This is a genomic window from Paenibacillus silvestris, from assembly GCF_009882985.1.
In the GTDB taxonomy this organism is placed as follows: Bacteria; Bacillota; Bacilli; order Paenibacillales; family NBRC-103111; genus Paenibacillus_E; species Paenibacillus_E silvestris.
Genome location: NZ_WTUZ01000040.1, coordinates 222899 through 244923, shown reverse-complemented (window position 1 = coordinate 244923; position 22025 = coordinate 222899). Strand labels below are relative to the sequence as shown.

Here is a 22025-nt window from a genome sequence, read left to right as displayed (position 1 = left end):
TGAAAAGGGTAGGTTTAGATGGCGATTCGTATACGAAAACACAGTGGCAGCTCAGGATTATTGTCTAGGCTCAGTCTTCCTATTTTTGCATTGATTGTCACGTTCATCGCACTATTTGCGGCTGCAGCCAGTTATATCCTTATCCGTGTTCAGAGCGATCATTCCGTCAAAATGGCGGAACAGTCCATGAAATTCGTTTATAGAAATATTGAATATCAATTTGATACGATGAATAACGTAGCGGCTTTTGTATTAAGCAATCAATCAATCGAAAACTTGCTAATGAATACCTATCAAGAGCCTTACGAAGCGGCTGACGACTACTATACCTTACAGACCAACTTGCAGAATTTATCTTTGTTATCACTTCTGAACGACTTCGGTTCAGGTAACATCGCGCAGCAATCCTACGTTGTATCTGTCGTATTGGAACCGGAGAGCGGGCTATATGCGATGGCTCCTGATCATTTCTACCCGACAACGGGTATTTTTAAAAATGGTGATTTGCAAAATCAAGCATGGTTCCAAAGCTTGAGCAGCGGGAAGCAGCAGAATGCGTGGTGGGGGCAAAAGACGGATTCAAGTGCTTCAATGATCTATTCGGCGAGGAAAAAAGCAAGCCTCAAAGACGGCCGAAGCATAGGTACCGTGATCGTCGGTGCGGATTCCCGCAGCATGAAAGGCGTGTTCGACAATGCGCCTCTAGATCAAGGTTTTCATCTGCTGCTTGATGAAAACAATCGTGTCATTTACAGTGAGCGCTTCGACTTTCTCGCTGATACCAGTCAGTTGCCCTACGTTCAACATTTAACGGGCACCAAGGGCTCGCTCGAAACGAAAATCGACGGCGAAACCTATCGGGTCATGTTCGAGACGCTGAAGAATGGATGGAAGCTTCTCGCTGTAGCTCCTAACAGCCATTTCAGCAGGTACACCTTCGCAATTTCGGCAATTGGTGCTGCCACGGCAGCAGCGGCTTTGCTCATTGCAGGTATTTGGCTTCGACGAATCGTCGTACGGGTCACTGTACCCATCACTAGATTGGTAACTGCCATACAGCGCCCGGAGGTTGTAGAATTTAAAGAGCCGCTTCCTACGCAAAGAACGGGGATCTATGAGGTCGATGAACTGAACCAGAAGTTCGCGGCAATGCTTGTAACGATTCATCGTCTAATCGAAAAATCATTTACCGAAGAAATTGAACGCCGGCAGCTGCAATTGGAGCTGCTGCATGCCCAGATTAATCCCCATTTCCTATACAACACTTTGGATTTAATTAACTGTCGGGCTATCCTGATAGGGGATAGGGAAACGAGTCAAATCGTACGCTCGCTAGCGAGCGTATTTCGGTACGGTCTGAATCGCGGGCATACCTGGATCCTGCTAGAAGAGGAGATTAAACAAGTTGAAGCCTATCTTCATATTCAGAAAATGATGATCGATGATTTGACTTTCGATATCCAAATACCGAGCGAGCTTTTGTCGGCAACCATCGTTCATCTCATTTTGCAACCGTTAGCAGAAAACGCTATCATTCATGGGTTCGCAGAACGGAAGAGCGGCTGTCGAATTGCCATTTCGGCTAGATTAGAGCTGGGAGACCTCGTGCTCAAGGTAGATGATAACGGCCTTGGTTGCGATGCGGATCAGATGAACCGTAATCTCAGGCAGCAGCCTGTCCGAGAGGATGGTTTATCGCACGAAGCAGGAAGCGGCTATGGAACGATGAATGTTCACAGGAGAGTCCAGCTGCATAATGGGGACGGTTATGGTTTGCGCTATGTGAAAGTAGCGGAGGGTATGGGTACCAGCGTTGAAGTTGTTATGCCTTTTCGTCCAGAACGAGCGTTAGCCAGGAAGGAGGCGCCACTTGTTTAAGCTGCTGATTGCGGAAGATGTGAAGATTGTACGTGATACGTTGGTAAAGGCCATTCATTGGGAGAAACTCGGAATCCAGCTTCTTGGAGCCGTTGAGAATGGGCAAGAGGTGTTAGATTGGTTAGATCGCGAAGAACCGGATCTTCTATTAACAGATATCGGTATGCCCCAAATGAATGGCTTGGAATTAATGGAGATCATCAAATCCCGTAATCTTAATATCCGTTGTATCATTTTATCAGGTTTGAATGAATTTGAGCATGCCAGGCAGGCGATTAAGCTGCAAGTACTGGATTATGTACTGAAACCGATTGATCCGGAGGCCATAGAGAAAGTGCTTGCGAATGCTGTTGATCTGCTGCACAAGGAACGCGAAGCACGTCTCGCTGTGAAGAGCGCGGAGAAAACTGCCGAAGAGACACTTCCGAATTTGGTGGAAACCATGTATCACGTGGCGTGGAGCGGGAATTTAAAAAAGAAGAAGCTGGTTGATCAGGCGGCTCAATTTATCATAGAGAGTTATATGCGAAAGGAGCTATCACTGTCCGATGTAGCGGGTGCTGTTGGATTAAGCGATAAATATTTGAACCTACTTTTCAAAGAAGTAACGGGAATGACAATTAACCATGCACTTATTCGTCTTCGTATGGAAGAGGCAGCAAGGCTTCTGAAGGATCCAGCCATTAAAATCTATGAAATCTGCGACAGGATTGGATATACAGATCAGGATTATTTTAGAGAGAGTTTTAAGAAGCAATATGGGGTGACGCCTTCTGACTACCGCAACACGTTCTAACGGCAAGCTGTAGATTTGATAGCTGGGGGATCATTCCCGATGGGTGCTTCAGTTTATCATATGGCTTTATTCATTGATTTTTAAAAAATAGCCTGATATAATAACATTAAATTTGACGACTGGAGTTGAAAGAATAATGTAGGTTTTCTTGCTGACGATAAAACATTAGAGCGATTTTCGCATGTTTTATTTCGTATGCAAGAAAGTTACATGATCTTTCACTCAAACGATATCCTTATTTAACTCCGTGCAGGGGTTGATTAACTGTATTTATTTGAGCTACAAGAATGTAACTTTCTTGTAGCTTTTTATTTTTTCATACAGGAGGATTTTTTTACGATGTCATTAATCAATGTTACAAACCTGACGTTTGCCTATGAAGGAAGTTACGATAACATATTTGAAAATGTCAACTTTCAAGTTGATACCGATTGGAAATTAGGCTTTACAGGAAGAAACGGCAGAGGGAAGACGACATTTCTCAATCTATTGCTTGGTAAATTTGAATACAGTGGACATATTTCGGCTAATGTCAGCTTTGAATATTTCCCGTTTCCTGTTGCGAACAAAAGTAATGATACCATCGATGTAATCAGCGATATTTATCCAGATTATCTTCACTGGCAGCTGATGCGCGAGCTTTCCCTCTTAAAAGTTTCAGAAGATGTCTTATACCGGCCATTTGACTCTTTGTCAAACGGAGAACAAACGAAAGTGCTGCTGGCTACCTTGTTCATCAAAGAGAATAGTTTCCTGTTAATTGATGAACCGACCAACCACCTTGATATGAAAGCAAGAAAACTGGTCAGTGACTATCTCAAGTCCAAAAGTGGATTTATCTTGGTATCCCATGACCGATCATTTCTGGATAACTGTGTAGACCATATTCTTTCTATCAATAAGACCAACATAGAGATTCAAAAAGGCAATTTCTCAAGTTGGTGGGAAAATAAATCGCGGCAAGATCACTTTGAGCTGGCTGAGAACGAAAAACTTAGAAAAGACATCAAACGGTTATCAGATTCTGCTAAACGAACAGGCAACTGGTCGCACGAAGTGGAAAAGACAAAAAACGGTACAAGAAATTCCGGGTCCAAGGTAGATAAAGGTTATATTGGCCACAAAGCCGCCAAAATGATGAAACGGTCTAAAGCTATTGAGCAAAGGCAGCATACGGCTATCAATGAAAAGTCGAAACTGCTCAAAAATATCGAGAGCTCAGAAAGTTTAGAGATAACACAGCTTGCCTATCACAAAAACCAGCTTGTTGAACTTGATCATGTTTCCATTTATTATGGCGAAAAGACCGTATGCTCAGAGATAAGCTTTGCTATTGAGCAAGGTGAGCGTATTGCGCTTTCGGGTCCAAATGGCTCAGGAAAATCAAGCATTATCAAGCTGATTTGCGGCGAAGATCTGACATATACAGGCAGTATCCGGAAGGACAGCCAGTTGAAAATATCTTACGTGTCCCAGGACACCTCGCATCTTCATGGCAATTTATCTGACTATGCTGCCGACTGTGGGATCGATGAAAGTCTCTTTAAATCGATATTAAGAAAGCTGGATTTTTCCAGAATTCAATTTGAAAAAGACATTGCATCGTTTAGCGGCGGACAGAAGAAAAAAGTGTTAATTGCCAAAAGCCTTAGCGAGCAGGTACATTTGCATATTTGGGATGAACCGCTCAACTTCATCGATGTGATTTCTCGCATGCAGATTGAAGAGTTGCTGCTCGAGTATGCACCGACCATTCTGTTTGTGGAGCATGACCGGGAATTTTGTCAGAACGTTGCAACTAAAACCATTGAACTCTAATTTACCAACGAAGCTGCCGTGTTTAGGAACGGCAGCTTTTATTTATGGAAGAAATTTGTGGCTCAGACACCACTATCTATGTTATATATGAAATGACCCAAATTTGATGAATGGAGTGATAGGAATGAGAATCGCCGCGCAACTGTATACGCTTCGCAACTTTCTGAAAACACCCGCTGAGATTAGCGAAAGCTTGAAAAAAGTAAAGCAAATAGGGTATCAGGCTGTACAAGCATCCGGTGTAGGACCCATCGACATTCAAGAATTTAAAGCGCTTGCAGACCAAGAAGGATTGACGATCTGTGCCACTCATATCGGATATAACGACTTGTTGACCGATATGGATGGTGTCATTAAGAAGCATCAAGCATGGGATTGCAAATATGTCGGTTTAGGCGGTCTCCCGTCAGAGTTCCGGGAGAATAGCCGAGGCTATGCGACATTTGCCAAACAAGCTTCGGAATTCGGAAAACAGCTGAAGGATGCCGGGCTACAGTTTATCTATCATAATCATGACTTTGAGTTCGCCAAGTATGATGGGAAGTCAGGCATGGACATTTTATTTGAAATGTCGGACCCTGATAGTGTTGATTTTGAGCTGGATGTATATTGGGTACAAGCAGGCGGAGCAGATCCCGTACAGTGGATACGTAAAATGGATGGACGAATGAAAGTTGTGCATTTCAAAGATATGATTGTGACTCCGGATCGGAAACAGCGTTTCGCCGAGGTTGGAGAAGGCAACATGAATTTCAGAAGAATTCTTCAAGCCTGTGAAGACATTGGTGTGGAGTGGGCAGCGGTCGAGCAGGACGATTGTTATGACCGGAATCCATTTGAAAGCTTGGAGATTAGTTTTGCCAACCTTGCAAAATTAGGAGCAAAAGCTTAAGAACTTATAAATGAAGGATAATGACGGCTTCAATTATCAAAAGAACGGCTGTACTTCCAGCCGCTCTTTTTTCATTTTAAACCAAGCGAGATTTCAGTCTTTTATGATAGTAAATATAAGAACCTGCAATAATGATGTAGCCTGGAAGAAAACCCAGCCCGGGCAAAAAGCCATCCACAACGATGGTTGAAAAGACAGCACCAGTTAAATCGAAGATCAAACCGGCATACGCCCATTCCTTGATTCGTGGAAAACCGGGGATAAGAATGACTATAACTCCTATTATCTTGGCAATTCCGAGGAAGGGGAGAAGATATTCGGGATAACCGAGATGCTTGAAGAGATCAACCGCAGCGGTTGCTTTGACAGTATCAGCAATTGCACCAACACCCATAAATAACACCACTAAAACGGTAAAAATCCAGTAAGGAATCGTAATTTTTTTCATTGCTGTTTAGCCTCCTTGTTTATCGTGAATTTCTATATTGAATATACCTTCTTAGGAATATTCCTGTCAAGGAATATTTATAAGGCAACAAACTTATTCTCACACAGCGACATAATTAACTATAGAAATTGCTGTTATTTCATTCTTGAGCATAAACAGAGGGGGACCTTTTGGTTGCTCAAAAAACAATCAAAAAAGGCTGCCCCTTGGTCATCAAATGACTTCGGGACAGCCTTTTATCCATAATCTCGGATGCCGAGATTACTTTACAATCTTTTCTCCACCGGATGCCAGCGGTTCAAACGAATGGAGGACCGAAGCTTCCTCAATGTCATTCACAGCCCAATGATCGTCTGGGACATCTGTCCATGGCGAATGCATAATGCCGTGAAGGGGTCCTCGACCGAGTACACGATTGATCACGGTAACGGCCTCTGCGCGCGTGAGTGGGTTGGCAGGGCCAAAAGTACCATCTGCATACCCGTTCAAGTAGCCAGCACCTTGGGCAGATTTGATCGCATCTTCGGCCCAAAGGCCGGACGTATCTGTAAAGCCAGCGCCAGTTCCAGAAGTACTCACCGCGAACCGGGCTGCAAGAGCTGCCATTTCCGCCCTGGTAATCGGTTGATCTGGCTGGAAGTTGCCGTCTGCGTAACCTTGCATCAGACCCATGCGTGACACTTGGGTAATAGCATTATAGGCCCAATGATCTTGCTTCACGTCAGCATACTCGCTGCTGCTTCCTGTTGCCGGTTTACTCGCAATGCGTGAGAGAATCATGGCCATTTCTGCGCGGGTAATGCGGTTGTCCGGCTGAAACAAGTTGTTGTCATAACCTTGGATGTAAGGGTCATGCGAGAAGGATAATGTTCCGCCATCGATTTTCAACAATGCATAGGTACTGAATTTGCTAGTCGTAAATTGTACGCCGCGGGCGCCATCAATCGTTGTGACAGTTCCTTTTTTAAACTCCTTAGTCCCGTCACTGTGTTCAACGTAAACGCCGATTTGCTGAATTTCAGCATCGGTTAAACCTTCTGGAAGCGGAAGGAAGAGAGTGACTTCTTGATTGTGGAGATTAGTCACAATGTCTACCGCACGGCCAACTAGAGAGGCTTTCCCGCCATCAGCAACGCTCAGTACAACTGTCGCCGCGTTCGCGCGCCGTTCCAATTCCTGGACGCTATTTGAAGTTTTGACTGGAACAAGGTTGAAATAAATGTCGTCTTTCAAACTTTTCAGCGAGCTGTTCGATATCTGGACGATAACATTGTCCGTATCGAGGACGATGTCCAAGCCGCTGTCACCAAGCAAGCTCAGCGACTCTTTGCTCATCTGAACAGTTGTCACGGACACATCATCTTTGGTATCGGGAAGAGAGATGACAGCTGATTTGGCACCAGAAGTCTGAGACTTCTGAATCAACATTTTGGCATTGTCAGCCGAAATCTTCACTTCTTCTTTGCTCGTTCCATCTCCTTGTGCCGTACGGATGACATGATATGCGCTAGTGTTTATGCTGCCACCGCCATAGGAGCCGCCAGATTGAGGTACGGAAGGTGTACCGCTATTCGCGGCAATATCAAATTTAAAGGCATCTACAAGCAGGAAGCTGCCTGATTTTTTGACTGCTTTCAAAGTATGAGCGCCTTTCGTGAGTGAAGAGATCTTGTATAGACTTTGTCCAGCACTCCGGATGGCGGAAAAGGCATTGATTGTTTCCTTCAACTGGCCATCGATATAGATGTCGATGTCACCGAGCTCCGGCCCAGCCGGAGCGAGAAGTTCGATACCGCTACCAGTAAAGGTATAGATGTAGGAGTCTCCGTTCATGGCAGTTGCATGGACATCGTCCGCATAATCGCCTGTGAAAGAGAAAGTAAGCTTCAAGTTGCCGATAGGTTGAGCAGCGAGATAGTCTTTTTTAATCGTCACTTGTTTGCCGCTTACTTCATAATCAGTCGGACTGACTAGCGTTTTGGTGCCGTTGGAAATACTACGCAAACTATCAGGATTACCTAGGATATTAACGCTTACATCCGCCGCAGCCGTTTTGTTGAAATCAGCAGCAGAGATATCAATAAGGTCGACTTGCTGCACTTTAAGCGCATCAAGCAGCATGAACTGGCCTGACTTTTTGACCGCTTTCAACGTATGAATACCAGGTGTTAAGTTCATTACCGTAAAGACTTCTTGCTGGGCGACGTTATGCGAATTCGCTCCGTACGTATGTGCAGTGCCATGCAATTGACCGTCTATAAAGATGTCTACATCGCCTTGGCCTTGATCAACTTCAGTTATATAAGTAATGCCAGTGCCATTAAAGGTATAAGTGAAAAAATCGTTATTTTGCTCAACATAATGAACATCTTTGCCGTAATCGTTAAAAGGGCGGTTCGTACTGCGGTTCCAAGCCCCGGTATAGTGGATTTCCGCGTTGTCGTCGTTGATGTATGTGTATCTTCCAGGGGATGAAGAGTTGCTGATTGTGATAGCTAAGGTTCTCGGGCTTCCCGAACTGAAAGTGAAGGTCAAATTCGTTAGTCCGATAGGCTGTTGGTTCAAATAGGATTTGAAAATTTTCACGCTACCGTTCACAACTGTGTAGTCTTGTTCAGGCGTTAAGCTTTCTGTTCCGTTCATAATGCCTGTCAGACTATTGCTGCTTCCGAGTGTAAGCGTAGTAGAGACGTCCGCTTGTGCGGATGTTTTTTTGTCAAAAGCAGCAGTTGAAGGATTGAGTGACGTTCCAGTGATGGCGATGGATAGGGATTGTGAATCTCCACCGGCAAAATTGAACGCCAGTTGGACAGGTTGCCCAGATGGCTGCTGAAGCAGGTATTCTTTTCGAATTGTTACCAGATTATCGCCGCTTATCGTGTAGTCGGTATTTGGCTGCAACGATGCTGAGCCGTTATGAATGCTTGTTAGTGAGCTTGCGCCAAGCACTAGGCTCGTCGATATGTCCATAGGCTGATCTTTGTCAAAACTGTTCGCAGAAGGTTGGCCGAGCAGCGTTTCGGTCGTCACTTTTAGTGCATCCAGGATGAAATAGTATTGGCCGGTGGCGTTTCTTGCCACTCTTAGCGTATGCGTGCCTTGCGGAAGATCGGCAATGCGGTAGACTGAATAGAGTCCGGATTGCTGCGGTCCTTCCGTGTCCACAGTGCCTTTCAGCTGCCCATCGATGTAAACGTCCATTCGTCCATTGGATGAGCCTTGCTCAGAGAATAGTTCAATGCCAGTACCCGTGAAGGAATAGCTGAACTCTGGTTGTGATCCGTTATCGGCCTCGCCGTAATGAACGTCACCCATGTAGTCCCCATAAGGCCTTCCGCCGCTGTGACCCCACTTGTTCATATATTGGATCCATGGATCTGTATCGTTAATATAGACAGAATGTGAGACTGTAGCTTCAAATGTATTTGCTTGCGGAGAAGCATTAGTTCCAGTCTGATAAACAAGAGCAGGAGAGGAGTCTGTAACGGCAATGCTCAAATCCTGAGCGTCGCGAGCAAGCTCTTTGCCACCGTTTCTTGTCCAGTCGCCTGTGTATCTTACGCCAGTGTCGTCGTCATTGACCAAGGAAGTGCCACTTTGTGCCGTTACTTTAAACAAGCGAGAAGCGTGCGGCTCAAGCGAAACTGGACCATAACTTGCAGGGTAAGTGCCAAGCTCAGTATGGCTCCATAGATCGCGAACGGAAGCCGGTCCGCTGAGACCGATGTCGCTCCAGTTCACTGTAAGAGGAGCTGCCTTGTTACCCAAATTGAAAAGGGCTACCGTGTATGTACCATCCCCATTATTTGCGTACCATACTTGCTGGTTGGTCGACGTGGATACCGGATGTACGGGGCGTCCTGCCTGATTCACAGCGATGACTTCATCATTCGTCAGCAAGTCAAGACCATAGGCGTCGAGATTCGAGAGGTCATCACCTGTATAGAACTGCGCGGCTGAGGCTGCCCAGAGTGTAGCCGCGGTTTGCCTTTCGTCTTTGGTCAAACCGGAAGTAGCTCCGTTGCCGACATTCAAGGAGTCGAAATCATTCCAGCCGCCTGGTCCGGCATCACGCCACCATAGTGCTGCATCAGGGAACAAACGCGCAATATTAGCCCATTGCGTCATACCGACCTCGCGGTCATAGGATTCTACATCCCAATCGACACGCCAGCCGTTGGCGTATTTTTTCCAATAATCCACGTAGTTGTGATCGAGTGCCCAGGAAAGCTCAAACCAAATATGGTGTCTGCTAAGCGCTGTTGACCAAGCTTTGACATCGCCACGTGCATCGATGGTGACATCGTTATGCCCAGAACCCGGCGTGACACTATCGAATTTGACGAAATCTACGCCCCACGAAGCGATCAGATCCGTGACGGAATCGATATACTTTTGGGCGCACGGATTGCTGAAATCAATTTTGTAACCGATGTTCCAGTAATCCGCGAACTTGTAGGGCTTGACCACAATATCACCGATGTTACAGCCAGGTGCATCATAGATAGGCAAGTTCTTAGTTACTGCTTCAGGTGAGACGCCAGGAATCAAATACAAGCCGATTTTTTGTCCGTTTCCATGGACATAATCGACGAGGTTCTGGAAACCTCCTGGATAAAGCGTCGTACTTGGCACGGGTCTGCCGTATTCGTCCATACTGCCGTTCCAGCCGGCATCAATATTGATATATTCGTATCCGTGAGCCTGCAATTTCTCATGCATGGCGTCAGACATTTTCTTGATCTTTGCTTCAGAAATCCAGTTGCCGGATGGACCATCGTAGACCTGCATACTGTAGCTACTCCAGCCCATGTAAGGCTTCTGAGCCAAGCCATTGTCGGCTGCTTTGACTTTGCCCTCGCCGGGAGGGATGTAGCCGATCTGCGCAATGACTACGATCGCGAGAAGCAATCCCAGCCATAACTTTCTTCGGCGTTGCAATCTGCTTTTCATCTTCACTTGTCTCCTTTGTTGTTGAAATAACTTCGTTATGTAAGCGCTACCGCACTTGCACATGTCCGATTATATAAGATCATTTCTGAAGGTGGATAGGTACAGTTCTGCCTTAGACCGTACCAATGGCCTGTTTTAAAAAGAAACACACCATCCTATTTTGCGCTTTACGGGCCGTTGGTCAGTTCCATACCACATGGGAATTAAAAAGAAGCTATCCCCGGTAGTTGTGTTAACTACAAGGACAGCTTCTTGGATGTATTTTGTTTCATGCTTCGTTCTTGCCCAGATTGTTCTATCGGAAGGAAATGACTATTTAATTACACGACGAGCTGTCATGTAATGGGAATTCCAATAGGAGTTAATCGTCGTGATTTTCACACCGCCAGCACCGTAAGTGTTCAGCATTTTGTTATTTCCAACGTAAACGCCTACATGACCGACTCCTGATCTACCAGGAACGGAGAAGAACAGCAGATCGCCTTTCTTCCAATTGCTTTTTGATACAAAACTACCCATTTTTGATTGCTGCGCAGCAGTCCGCGGCAGGGTAATGCCGTATTTTCCGAAAATATATTTCGTCAAAGTCGAGCAGTCAAAGTTTCGCGTTTGTCCAACTTTAGCACCGAATTTGTAAGGCGTGCCTAAGTATCTTTTACCTAAAGAGATAATGCTATCTGCCCTCGACGTTGAAGTTATTGTAGCATCGATAGTAGCAATATCAGTATCAGTAGCAGCTTGAGTAGGCTGTGGACTACTAATTACCCCTCCTGAGATAGCAACGGTTGCACCAATTGTCATAATAGCCAATCGCTTGCTCCATTTATGATGTAATTTCATAGTTATTGTCCTCCTCTATGTTATGTGCGCTAATTTCTTAGCTGAGCCTAGTATAGCAGACTGGGAGTCTCCTATAATTTGCTAGAGGAAGAGCAAACGTTGATCTGGCAAGGGTCAAGCCCGCTTTATTAGAAAACCATGAGAATCTTCTAAAAAAATTATTCTTGACGAGATTTAACTACTAAAAAAGCTTGATAAATCAAGGGTTTGAGCTATGTGAGATTAGCGAATTTCGTTAAATAAACCTATAAAATTGCAGGATTGAATATCTTTTGTTATTCGAGAAAAAGAGGCTTTTTATTTGCCATATAACTTGTTCATATGCCCCGTGAGACATTCCCCAATCATTCATTCTGTTAGCTTTGACGTTATTTATTGCGATTGGCCGCTTTTAGTTGCCATAAGAATGAGCAAGTGATATGATAATCCTGACGAACGTTCGGAAGGGTGATGAAGGATGACAGCTACTCGTATTAAAGAGGTTGCGCTCAAGCATTTCGCGAGTAACGGATATGAAGGTGCTTCATTAGCGGATATTGCAACGGAAGTAGGTATCAAAAAACAGTCGATTTATACGCATTTCAAGGGGAAGGATGAACTTTTCCTTGCGCTGCTTGACGATGTGCTAGCACGTGAATTGAATTTTGTTCTTGATTATCTGGAAAGCCATAAAGACCTTGCAGTTGACCAGCAGTTATATGGTTTCTTGCTTCAATATCAAGATCGTTATGAAAAGGATGATAATACGAAGTTTTTCTTGCGTGTAGCCTTTTTCCCGCCAGCGCATCTCTATGATCATATTGTCCAGAAGGGCTATCACTATCTAGATACCGTAGAATCGATGTTAATTCCGCTATTCCAGCAAGCAATTGCTGAAGGAAACATTAGTCAAGAAGTCAGCAGTGAAATGGCAACCGTTGCTTTTCTAGCTGTACTTGATGGCATGTTCGTAGAATTGCTATTCGGTGGAATCGCAAGATCGATGAAGAGAATCGAAGCTTCTTGGTTCGTCTATTGGCGCGGCATCAAAAAGTAAACCAACAGGAGGACAACACACCATGAATCGGAATTGGATTTTTATTTTTATAGGTGCTTTCTTTGAAGTTGTATGGGTCACAGGGTTAAAACATGCGGATACCACATGGACATGGATAGGCACGATCATTGCGATGTACATCTCATTTCATCTAGTCATTAGCGCGTCTACGAAATTGCCAGTAGGTACCGTCTATGCCGTCTTTACTGGGATGGGTACAGCAGGCACAGTATTAGTAGAAATGCTGCTGTTTGGAGAACCGTTCAGGTTTCTGAAAGTATTCCTAATTATTCTCCTTTTATCCGGTGTTTTCGGACTGAAATTTGTTACGAAAGAGAATAATACGAAAGGAGCTGCAATCTAATGGGTTGGATTTTCCTGATGTTTGCAGGTGTGTTCGAAGTTGTAGGCGTCGTGGGCATGAACCAAATTAATAAGGCAAAAAATATTCGCTCGTTTAGCATATTCATCATTGGAATAATTTTGAGTTTCACGCTTCTGAGCCTGGCGATGAAAAGCTTGCCCATGGGTACTTCCTACGCTGTTTGGACAGGGATTGGCACGGTAGGCGGAGCCATCGTCGGAATGCTTTTTTATGGTGAATCTAAGGATTGGAAACGTATGATGTTCATTGCGATGGTATTGAGCGCGGCCGTTGGTTTGAAATTAATTGCATAACCACATAGATGTAGGGGTGAAGCGGTCAGATATCTTCTGACTGCTTCTTTGGAAGTTAGATTTACAAAAAAAACGCATGAATAGTATGTGCGGTTCGAGATGTAACATTTCCTAAAAAGGTGATCTTATGTAATAATAGACATAAATAATAGAGATAAAGGAGTACGATTCTATGAAAATTAATTATCATGGCCATGCGTGCATTCAAATTCATACAGGGGAAAAATCTCTTGTTATCGATCCTTTCTTAAGTGGTAACCCTACAGCTAAAATTAAGCCTGAGGACATTAAAACGGATGCCGTGCTGCTGACGCATGCACATATGGATCATATTCTGGATGCCGCGCCAATTGCGAGCGCAAATAATGACGCACCTGTTGTGTCTATTGTTGAGCTTGCGACCTATATGTCTTGGCAAGGTGTAAAAAATAGCGTTGGCATGAACATGGGAGGCACGTTCGATTTGGGCTTCGCTAAAGCGAAAATGGTCCAAGCTTTCCATAGTTCAGGTATTGTTATCGAGGAAACGAAACAAATTCTGTATGCGGGCATGCCTGCCGGGTTCCTAGTGTTCGCTGAAGGGTTGACGATCTTGCACGCTGGGGATACCTCTTTGTTCAGCGATATGAAAATGATTGGTGATCGCCATCCGATCGATGTCGTCTTCTTGCCGATTGGTGACTTCTACACAATGGGGCCGGAAGATGCCCTGCAAGCCGCGGAATGGTACAACGCGAAACTGACAGTGCCGATTCACCACAGCACGTTCCCAGGCATCAAGCAGGACGCCGAGAACTTCGTGCAGCAGCTTGAAGCACGAGGCTTAAAAGGGAAGGTTATGGCGCCTGGCGATGAGATTGAGATTGCGAGCCGATAAGTGGGTCTCAGGTAGGATATTAGGTTGACGCAACAATCATAGGGAAAAAACCGCGAGAGCATGATACTCCGCGGTTTTTTGTTTTTTTATCGATAAAATATTTCACTATTCCTAGTAGTTGTCATGGTATAATCTAACTATAATTCGACAACATGAGCGTTTATTTTACAAAAATAGATAATGCGTGGATTTATTTGTAGTTAAAGGGGGGCTTAGTTGTGAGTGAACATACATCCGCAAATCGGACAACTAGCAGCCAAACATCGGTTCAAGCTCAACTGGGAAGGTCGGAGACTGAGGTTCCAAGCACATTGGATGCTCGTCAGATGACACCTGCAAGTATTATGCAAATGCAGAGAACCCTGGGCAATAGGGCGGTTCAGGGTATGGTTCAAAGGATGGGGAATTCACATCCAGTTATACAAAGAGCGGGAGGAGCCAGTGCACCGCCTGTTCCTGTCGTATCGCCGGAGCAGCAACAGCGAAATGCTGATCTTGTAACTGCGCGCGACGCGAAAGTGACATCACTCGTTGACAGTTCTTATACTGACATAAGTGAGAAACTGAAGAAAAATATGGATACATATTTGACTTCAGATTCGCAAGCAGATCCTATTCGCAAAAATGTCGTAAAAAAAGTAAAAGAAGAAATCAAAGCGAGCATGGGGACAACAGGTACACCAGAACAAAGAGAAGATGCTTACAAGTTTGCACAAGAAAAAGCCGATGGCATCATGATTACCAAGTTAAAAGCATATGCCATTGAAGTAGCTGCAAGTGAGTTTGCTGATACTAAAAAAACCGCTATGAAGGAAGAGGCGAATAAGGCCTATCCGATTACTGCGAGTTTAAACAATGCTGCTTTCGAAAAGCAGAAAACAAAAGCGGCTGCTGATGCTAAGAAAAAACTAGATACATACGCTAAAACATTATTTACAAGTGCCGTTACGGCTTCCAAAACGGCTATCGCAGTGAAGTTCGCTCCTCCTACTGCAGCTGGAGGTGTATCAGGTTTTGACTCCATTGCTGTAGGCAATGCTGGAACGGATGAGTTAACGAAACGGATTCGCCTTGAAGACAATCTGGTCGACAAGAACGTGGTGAAGCAAGAAACCACCGATGGGACAACAAGAGATATCAAAGATATGGAGCACGTCTATCAAACCGTGTTGTTTGATCCTATGAAATCAGCGGTATTATCGAAATTAGGCGTGGGCCGAAGAGCTTTCAGAAGATCAGCAGAGTTGAATGCGTATCGTGAGGATCTTAAAAAGGCAGCACGAACTAAAGTTAATGATCAGATCAATGACGCGATTAATAATCCATCAAGTACTTCAGCGCCAACAAGTGCTGGACCTACAGGAAGTACGCCGACAAGTGCGACACCAACTAGTGCAACACCGGCATCGACAAGCACGGCTGGCCCTATGCAAAAGGAATATCTGAAAACGGCAACGAAAGCCATAGCCCATAAGGAAGCCAAAGTCCTTGTAGACGATGTAATGAGGGATGAGGCTAAAATTATTCTAGAAAGAATAATTCCTAAAGATCCTACTATTGATGATTTCAAAAGAACAGCCAAATCTGCTGCCTATGAAGTGGCTAGAAACGCTTCTGCAACGCCGGAAAAAATTCGAGCTGCAAGCGTTAAGGCAGCAGAAGATAGTGCAGCAAAATTACTGAAATTAAACAAAGATAAAGCTGTACTTGAAGCTAGAAAACTGACGAAGGGAACAAAAGCAGAAGGGACTGTAGCTGCGACCTTACCAGATGCGGCTAAAACCACACAAATTAAAGATGCAGTACAAAATGAGGATAAGTCCAAGAAACTGGCTCAAAAGCTAGTCAAATCGGTGGAAGCAAGCGACTTATCTTCAGGTTTAACCATATTCGGTCATCTAATCGACATTTCAACACCTAATCCTGGAGACTCAAGCTCATTGGAATTTGAGTTGAAAATTCCAGTTGCCTCCGCAGCAGGTGGCGGTAATGCCTACTTCCTGTTCGGTTTCGCAGGTGAGGCAGAGCGGGAAGCTGATGAATTAAGCGTAAATACGCAATTAACTTTCGGTGCTGGATTTACGACCTTTGGTTTTGATGCGAATGCACGGTTTGGGTTATTCCTTGAAGGAAAAGCTAAGGATACAGCTACTGTCATGAATTTACTTTCTTATGGCTTATACAGACAGATGCCGGAAAGCGCGCAGGCATACTTCTGGGGCAAAGGCGGTAAATCTGGCGAGAACAGCCTGATTGAAGCTGAGAAGTGGGCGATGATGATTGAAGAAATGCATATGGGTGATGATAATGCTGAAGTTAATGTTGGTTTCCTCACGAAGTTGGCAATGGAAGCTAACGTAGGAGTAGCCTCATTCTCTGCTGAGCTTGCCTTCAAGCGCCTTAGTAAATATAACAAGGAGATTATTGAGACGAAGGGCAAGGATGCAACAGGTAAAATAATGTCTGCGGCAGAGCGGTTAACTGCTGAGAAGAGTGGTAATGGCATTGGCAAAGGCGAAGTCAATACAACGGTTGAAGCGGGAACAGAAATAGAAATCGAATTTGGCAAAGATAAAGTTGCATTTGGTCTTGAAGGATCTGCCTCCTTCTTGAATGGAGACGAAACCAAACTCAAGGAATTGAATTTGCAGCTATCGGCAAGTATCCCTTCCCAATTCGGAGAAGAGGGTGGAGATTTCACCAAGTATGCATCCAAAATTGTCACTGCTGCCATCGGCGGAGGTAAAAATCTAACCGCCCTATTCAGGAAGGGGATCTCTTCTAAAGCAGAAAAAGTGAAGCAAGTGAGTAGTAGTCTAGTAGATGCTGGAACGGATGCGTTATATACGGGGAATTATTTCGATGATATCGGGGCAAGTTTCGCAAGTAAAATCAAAGGCGATGAAACGGTTAACGATACCATGCGATCCTGGCTGCCTGGCCAAGATTCAGAGGCATCAGATATTGAATCAGTTGATAAAATTGGATTATCCAATGCGCTTAAACTGGAAATTGGTTTCCAGAGGGAATATGATGGAAGAAGCGTACCAACATCACCTTGGGTAATCACAATTTCAGCTAGTCAGGTAAAATCGTTAGAAGTTGATGCAGAAATTGTTAAGGTTGCTGTAGAGAAGTCCAAGCGACTAGGGCAATTAGAATTCCGTAATGATAAATCCATGAAGTATGAGTTTATCGGTTTTGAGGGCGGTGGCCAAGACCGTCCAACGCCAACGCCTGTTGCAAGTACGCCAACAGCAAGTACTGCATCAGTAGGAACGACAGGAGCCACGGGTACTACTAGTTCAGCAAGTACGGCAAGTAATCAAACAACACCAGTTTCAACTCCTACATCGAGTACAGCGTCTACACCTGGTCCGATACCAGTGGTCACACCATAATAGAATGTCTATAGTGATATTAGTTTGTAAAGGAGATTAGTAAATGGTTGATCTGAGCGCTAATGGGAACGAGGAGCAGTCACGGTTGGATTTTGACACGGAAATCGTATTTCTCACCCTTATGGGTGACGAATTGAAGGCTGCTGCCAAACGAATTAACCTCTCCGTATCTGAGGAAAAGTCACAATGTACGCTCTATCTAGAAGTAGAATGGAGCGTATACCAGCAATTGCTAGCCGGAGAGTGGATGGGGTTGCTAGATCAAGCAATAAGCAGAGGTTCAGAAGTGAAATTCGCTGAGAATCAGCCTATCGAGCTTCAAGTTATGTTAAAACAAAGCCTTATGAAAGCTGCTCTTCGCAAGGGTTCAGAGGTTGAAAATGTGCTGCAATCCTTCGTAGAGGATTCGGATGAATCGCGTCCACTGCGGCAAAGTGAAAGCTGGTTAATCACAGAAGTGAAGCAGCAAATGAGATTGCCAGATGCACTGGATAACGGTACTTTGAAAATAGGGTACCGCACGCAATGGGCTGAGTCTGCAGCCACAAGTGCAGCTTCAAATGCAGCCTCATCTTCCGCAAAGTCTACGTTGAATGGAGTTGTGGAAGACTACCTCAATAAGATGGAATTGCCATTTGAATGGGTAGATGAGACGATTGCTCGTTTAACCTTCTCGGGTGAGCATGGAGACTGGATCGTGTTGGTCCGCACAGATGAAGAGAAGCAAATTTGCATTGTGTTCTCTATTTATCCAGAGGCAGTTCCTGAAGAACAGCAGACAGAGATGGCAAAATTCTTATTCGAAGAGAATTATGATTTGGTAATCGGCAACTTCGAGATGGATGCGAACGATGGGGAACTTCGATATCGAACAAGTATTGATGTAGAGAATGACCGTTTGACGATGGAACTCTTTAATCAACTATTCACCACGAATGTCGTGATTATGGACCACTACTTCCATGTTATAGACGACATTATACAGAATGACCAATAATTTCGAAGTGAGTCCGCTTATATAGCGGGCTTTTTTTCTGAGTTTTCTGAGTATATTGAAAGAAATTGGAGTTTACTATTATAGTAATGCCTATCGTTTGTTTCTATAATAAACTAAAACCATAACGAGGTGAGCTAGATGGAAACAACGATTGTAACCTCAACATCCAAACGTCGGTTTGCCAAAGTAAAACGATGGGACTCCTTTATTACCGGGCATTTGTTTATCTCGCCTTGGTTAATCGGATTCTTGTTGTTAACGCTTTATCCGATGATTCAATCCCTGTATTACTCATTTACTGACTTTTCGCTGCTTGAAGAGGCGAATTGGGTAGGGGTTAGGAATTACGAGAAAATATTCACGGTAGACACTAGATTCTATCAATCAGTTAAAGTAACTTTCCTCTATGTTCTTGGTTCTGTCCCTTTAAGGCTGATTGCCGCTTTATTCATAGCCATGCTGCTTGCGAGAAGCATTAAAGGGATATCGGCTTATCGGACCATGATTTATTTTCCCTCACTAATCGGAGGAAGCATTGCCGTATCTCTGTTATGGAAAAATATTTTTGGCAGAGAAGGGTACATCAACGAAGTACTTGCGCTATTCGGTATTCAAGGAATAGGCTGGATCAACAATCCAGATACTGCTTTGAGCACTTTGGTTCTGCTCGTCGTGTGGCAATTCGGTTCGGCCATGGTTATCTTTCTGGCAGGATTGAAACAAATTCCACAAGATCTTTATGAAGCTTCCTCTGCAGATGGAGCGGGTAAGGTTACACAGTTCTTCAACATCACGTTGCCGATGCTTTCCCCAACGATCTATTTCAATATCATTATGGGGATTATCGGAGCCTTCCAGATGTTCACGCCAGCAATGATAATCACACAGGGTGGACCTATGAACTCAACGTACGTTTACGCCTTATACTTATATGAACGCGCTTTCAGTCAATTGCAAATGGGATATGCCTCCAGTCTCGCATGGATTATGTTACTTATTATTGCCCTTTCGACTTCGGTTATCTTTCTTTCATCCAAGTATTGGGTATTCTATGAATCTGAAAAGGAGGACCAGAGATGAGAACCCCTTTATTTCGTAGAAATCTAGTCACTCATGTCATCCTAGCCTGCTTGAGTATAGCTATGGTATATCCAGTTCTGTGGTGGATCGGAGCTTCCTTGAAATCCAATCAAGAGCTGAGTATGCCTGGGTTGTTCCCAGCACATCCCCTATGGAGCAACTTCTCAAAAGGCTGGAATGCCATCCCTGGCCATTCGTTTACTGATTTTTACATCAATAACTTTGAACTGATCATTGGACTTTTGTTTACAACGGTCATTTCTTGCAGCTTGGTCGCTTTTGGGTTTGCAAGATTACAGTTTCGGCTGCGAAATTTCTGGTTTGCTATTCTTATGCTAACCCTCATGCTGCCGGGCCAAGTCACGATCATTCCCCAATATTCGCTGTTTCATCATCTGGGGTGGGTCAATACCTATTTACCATTCATTGTACCTCACTCCTTAGCTGGGGGAGCTGGAGGAACCTTCTTCGTATTCTTGCTGGTTCAGTTCATACGCGGTATTCCGAGAGAGTTGGATGAATCGGCAAAAATGGATGGCTGCAGCTGGTTCGGAATTTACTGGCGCATCGTCATGCCACTCACGAAACCTGCACTCTTGACGGTTATCATTTACTGTTTCTTATGGAATTGGGACGACTTTTTCGGCCATCTGCTCTATATCAACTCGGTTGATAAGTACACAGTAGGACTGGCATTAAGAATGCTCAATGATTCGCAGTCAGCTCAGCAGTGGGGTCAGCTTTTGGCGATGGGGCTCGTGTCCATTATCCCGTCCGTGATCATTTTTACATTTGCACAGAAATATTTCGTAGAAGGTATCGCTACTACAGGGATTAAAGGTTGAATGAATCTCAGTAGTATTTTGAAACAAATCGTTGGGTACTATCATAGGCATGATCACTTGATAGAGCTATAGTTAGTGAAGATTGAAAATTCAAACTACTAATTAAAAGGGGTTATGAGAAATGGCTACAATGAGAAGAAAACTGACAATCGCCATGGTAACAACAGCAATTGGATTATCGCTAGTCGGATGCGGTGCAGCAGATTCAACGCCTAAAGCAGCCGAGAGCAAGAGCCCGAGCAGCACAACGAATGCAACGACAAGTAACAAACCCGTTAAGCTGCGCATTATGTGGTGGGGATCTCAACCGCGTCATGACGCGACTTTGAAAATGCTGGATCTTTATACAAAAAACAATCCGAATGTCACTTTCGAGCCTGAGTACTCAGGATTTGATGGTTATATTGATAAACTAACCACTCAAGCCGCTGCGAAGAATGCTCCTGATATTATCCAGATGGACGCAGCTTGGTTGGCTGATTGGAACGCAAGAGGCCAGTTGGCAGATATCAGCAGTGTCAATGAAAAGGACGTGGATCCTAAGCTAGTTGAAGCTGGGAAATACAAGGACAAGCAAACCGCAGTTCCGCTTGGCGGGAATGCTTGGGGTCTCATTTATGACAAAGGCTCATTAGATAAACTCGGGATTAAGCTTCCGGCAGAAGGGATTACGTGGGATGCCTTTTTCACGCTAGCCAAAGATATTAAGTCCAAGCTCGACAAAGATCATTACGTCATTGGGGACTTTGCGAGAAATCGTGATATGTATACGTCCTATCAGTTAAGTAAAGGTAAAGGATATCCGATCACTCCGGATGGGAAGTTTAATTTCGATAAGGACACCTGGTTGGCATGGATGAAAATGGCGGAAGATTTCCGTACTGCGGGCATTATTCCACCAGCAGATGTATCCGTCAGTGATGTTGATTTAGATCCGAAACAAGATTTGATGCTTACTGGCAAAATCATATTCAAGGCCGCACATGCGGCGCAAGCCTCTTCATGGGACAGCTTAAAGCCTGGCAGCATTGGTGTTTATGCGATGCCAAAGGATAAGCAGGGCGGAAGTTGGTTGAAAGCGACCTTCTTCTTCAGCGTCAGCCAAGACTCTCAGAACAAAGAAGAAGCCAAAAAGTTCATTGACTGGTTTATCAACAATCCAGAAGCTGGAGAAATTTCCGGAACGACACGCGGAGTGCCTGTTTCGAGTAAAATTCTTGCACAATTACAACCGAAATTCAGCTCCGCTGATAAATTGACCATCGATATGATCAACATGGCTACACAAGGAGCTCAACAGTTTAACCCAGGTGCAAAAGGCTGGAACAATTTCGACACGAAGGATTACAAAGCGGTAACAGAATCGATTATGTTCGGGAAAATGAAGATTGAGCAAGGGTTTGACGAATTGAAGAAAAAGTCCGCTGAATATGAGAAATAAGTAGTACTTAGCACCCCTTAGTTAACATAATAACCCTGATTAGGT

General features: G+C 44.3%; 16 protein-coding genes. 13 read left to right on the top strand and 3 right to left on the bottom strand.

Features of this window, described 5'->3' with window-relative positions; genetic code table 11:
• Positions 1–18 precede the first annotated feature (18 nt).
• The 4 genes from GQF01_RS33080 to GQF01_RS33065 all read left to right on the top strand — a co-directional run bounded on the left by GQF01_RS33080 (position 19) and on the right by GQF01_RS33065 (position 5384).
• Entirely contained in the window at positions 19–1878 is a 1860-nt protein-coding gene (locus tag GQF01_RS33080; RefSeq protein ID WP_161411436.1) for a cache domain-containing sensor histidine kinase, read from the top strand.
• Entirely contained in the window at positions 1871–2674 is an 804-nt protein-coding gene (locus tag GQF01_RS33075) for a response regulator transcription factor (RefSeq protein WP_161411435.1), read from the top strand. Before GQF01_RS33080 ends, GQF01_RS33075 begins: the two co-directional genes overlap by 8 nt.
• 339 nt (positions 2675–3013) lie before the next feature.
• A complete protein-coding gene (locus tag GQF01_RS33070; protein WP_161411434.1) occupies positions 3014–4492 on the top strand; it encodes an Lsa family ABC-F type ribosomal protection protein in 1479 nt (492 codons plus the stop codon).
• A gap of 124 nt (positions 4493–4616) precedes the next feature.
• Positions 4617–5384, top strand: coding sequence for a sugar phosphate isomerase/epimerase family protein (locus GQF01_RS33065; RefSeq protein WP_235960784.1), 768 nt, complete (start codon positions 4617–4619; stop codon positions 5382–5384).
• Between the two features lie 76 nt (positions 5385–5460).
• Here GQF01_RS33065 and GQF01_RS33060 read toward each other — a convergent pair whose 3' ends face one another.
• The 3 genes from GQF01_RS33060 to GQF01_RS33050 form a co-directional block, all read right to left on the bottom strand.
• On the bottom strand, positions 5461–5832 hold the full coding sequence (locus GQF01_RS33060) for a DoxX family protein (RefSeq protein ID WP_161411432.1): 372 nt from the start codon (positions 5830–5832) through the stop codon (positions 5461–5463).
• 261 nt (positions 5833–6093) lie between these two features.
• Positions 6094–10785 carry a X2-like carbohydrate binding domain-containing protein gene (locus GQF01_RS33055; protein WP_161411431.1) on the bottom strand — a complete coding sequence of 1564 codons (4692 nt, stop codon included), beginning with the start codon at positions 10783–10785 and terminating at the stop codon, positions 6094–6096.
• 312 nt (positions 10786–11097) lie between these two features.
• A complete protein-coding gene (locus tag GQF01_RS33050) occupies positions 11098–11625 on the bottom strand; it encodes a C40 family peptidase (protein WP_161411430.1) in 528 nt (175 codons plus the stop codon).
• A gap of 457 nt (positions 11626–12082) precedes the next feature.
• On the opposite strand from GQF01_RS33050, the gene GQF01_RS33045 reads away from it, so the two are divergent.
• The 9 genes from GQF01_RS33045 (at position 12083) to GQF01_RS33005 (ending at position 21980) form a co-directional block, all read left to right on the top strand.
• Positions 12083–12661, top strand: coding sequence for a TetR/AcrR family transcriptional regulator (locus GQF01_RS33045; RefSeq protein ID WP_161411428.1), 579 nt, complete (start codon positions 12083–12085; stop codon positions 12659–12661).
• Between the two features lie 22 nt (positions 12662–12683).
• Positions 12684–13025 (top strand): DMT family transporter, encoded by a 342-nt coding sequence (locus GQF01_RS33040; protein ID WP_161411426.1) that lies wholly within the window; start codon positions 12684–12686, stop codon positions 13023–13025.
• Positions 13025–13339, top strand: a complete 315-nt coding sequence (locus GQF01_RS33035; RefSeq protein ID WP_161411424.1) for a DMT family transporter — start codon at positions 13025–13027, stop codon at positions 13337–13339. The genes GQF01_RS33040 and GQF01_RS33035 overlap by 1 nt, the downstream gene beginning before the upstream one ends.
• 172 nt (positions 13340–13511) lie before the next feature.
• On the top strand, positions 13512–14216 hold the full coding sequence (locus tag GQF01_RS33030) for a metal-dependent hydrolase (RefSeq protein ID WP_161411420.1): 705 nt from the start codon (positions 13512–13514) through the stop codon (positions 14214–14216).
• Between the two features lie 218 nt (positions 14217–14434).
• Positions 14435–17617 (top strand): hypothetical protein, encoded by a 3183-nt coding sequence (locus GQF01_RS33025; protein WP_161411418.1) that lies wholly within the window; start codon positions 14435–14437, stop codon positions 17615–17617.
• Positions 17618–17660: 43 nt separating this feature from the next.
• Complete coding sequence (locus GQF01_RS33020; protein ID WP_161411416.1) at positions 17661–18614, top strand: YbjN domain-containing protein; 954 nt, start codon at positions 17661–17663, stop codon at positions 18612–18614.
• 138 nt (positions 18615–18752) lie between these two features.
• Positions 18753–19694 carry a carbohydrate ABC transporter permease gene (locus GQF01_RS33015; RefSeq protein ID WP_161411414.1) on the top strand — a complete coding sequence of 314 codons (942 nt, stop codon included), beginning with the start codon at positions 18753–18755 and terminating at the stop codon, positions 19692–19694.
• On the top strand, positions 19691–20539 hold the full coding sequence (locus tag GQF01_RS33010) for a carbohydrate ABC transporter permease (protein ID WP_161411412.1): 849 nt from the start codon (positions 19691–19693) through the stop codon (positions 20537–20539). Before GQF01_RS33015 ends, GQF01_RS33010 begins: the two co-directional genes overlap by 4 nt.
• Positions 20540–20660: 121 nt before the next feature.
• Positions 20661–21980, top strand: coding sequence for an ABC transporter substrate-binding protein (locus GQF01_RS33005; protein ID WP_161411410.1), 1320 nt, complete (start codon positions 20661–20663; stop codon positions 21978–21980).
• Positions 21981–22025: the final 45 nt, after the last annotated feature.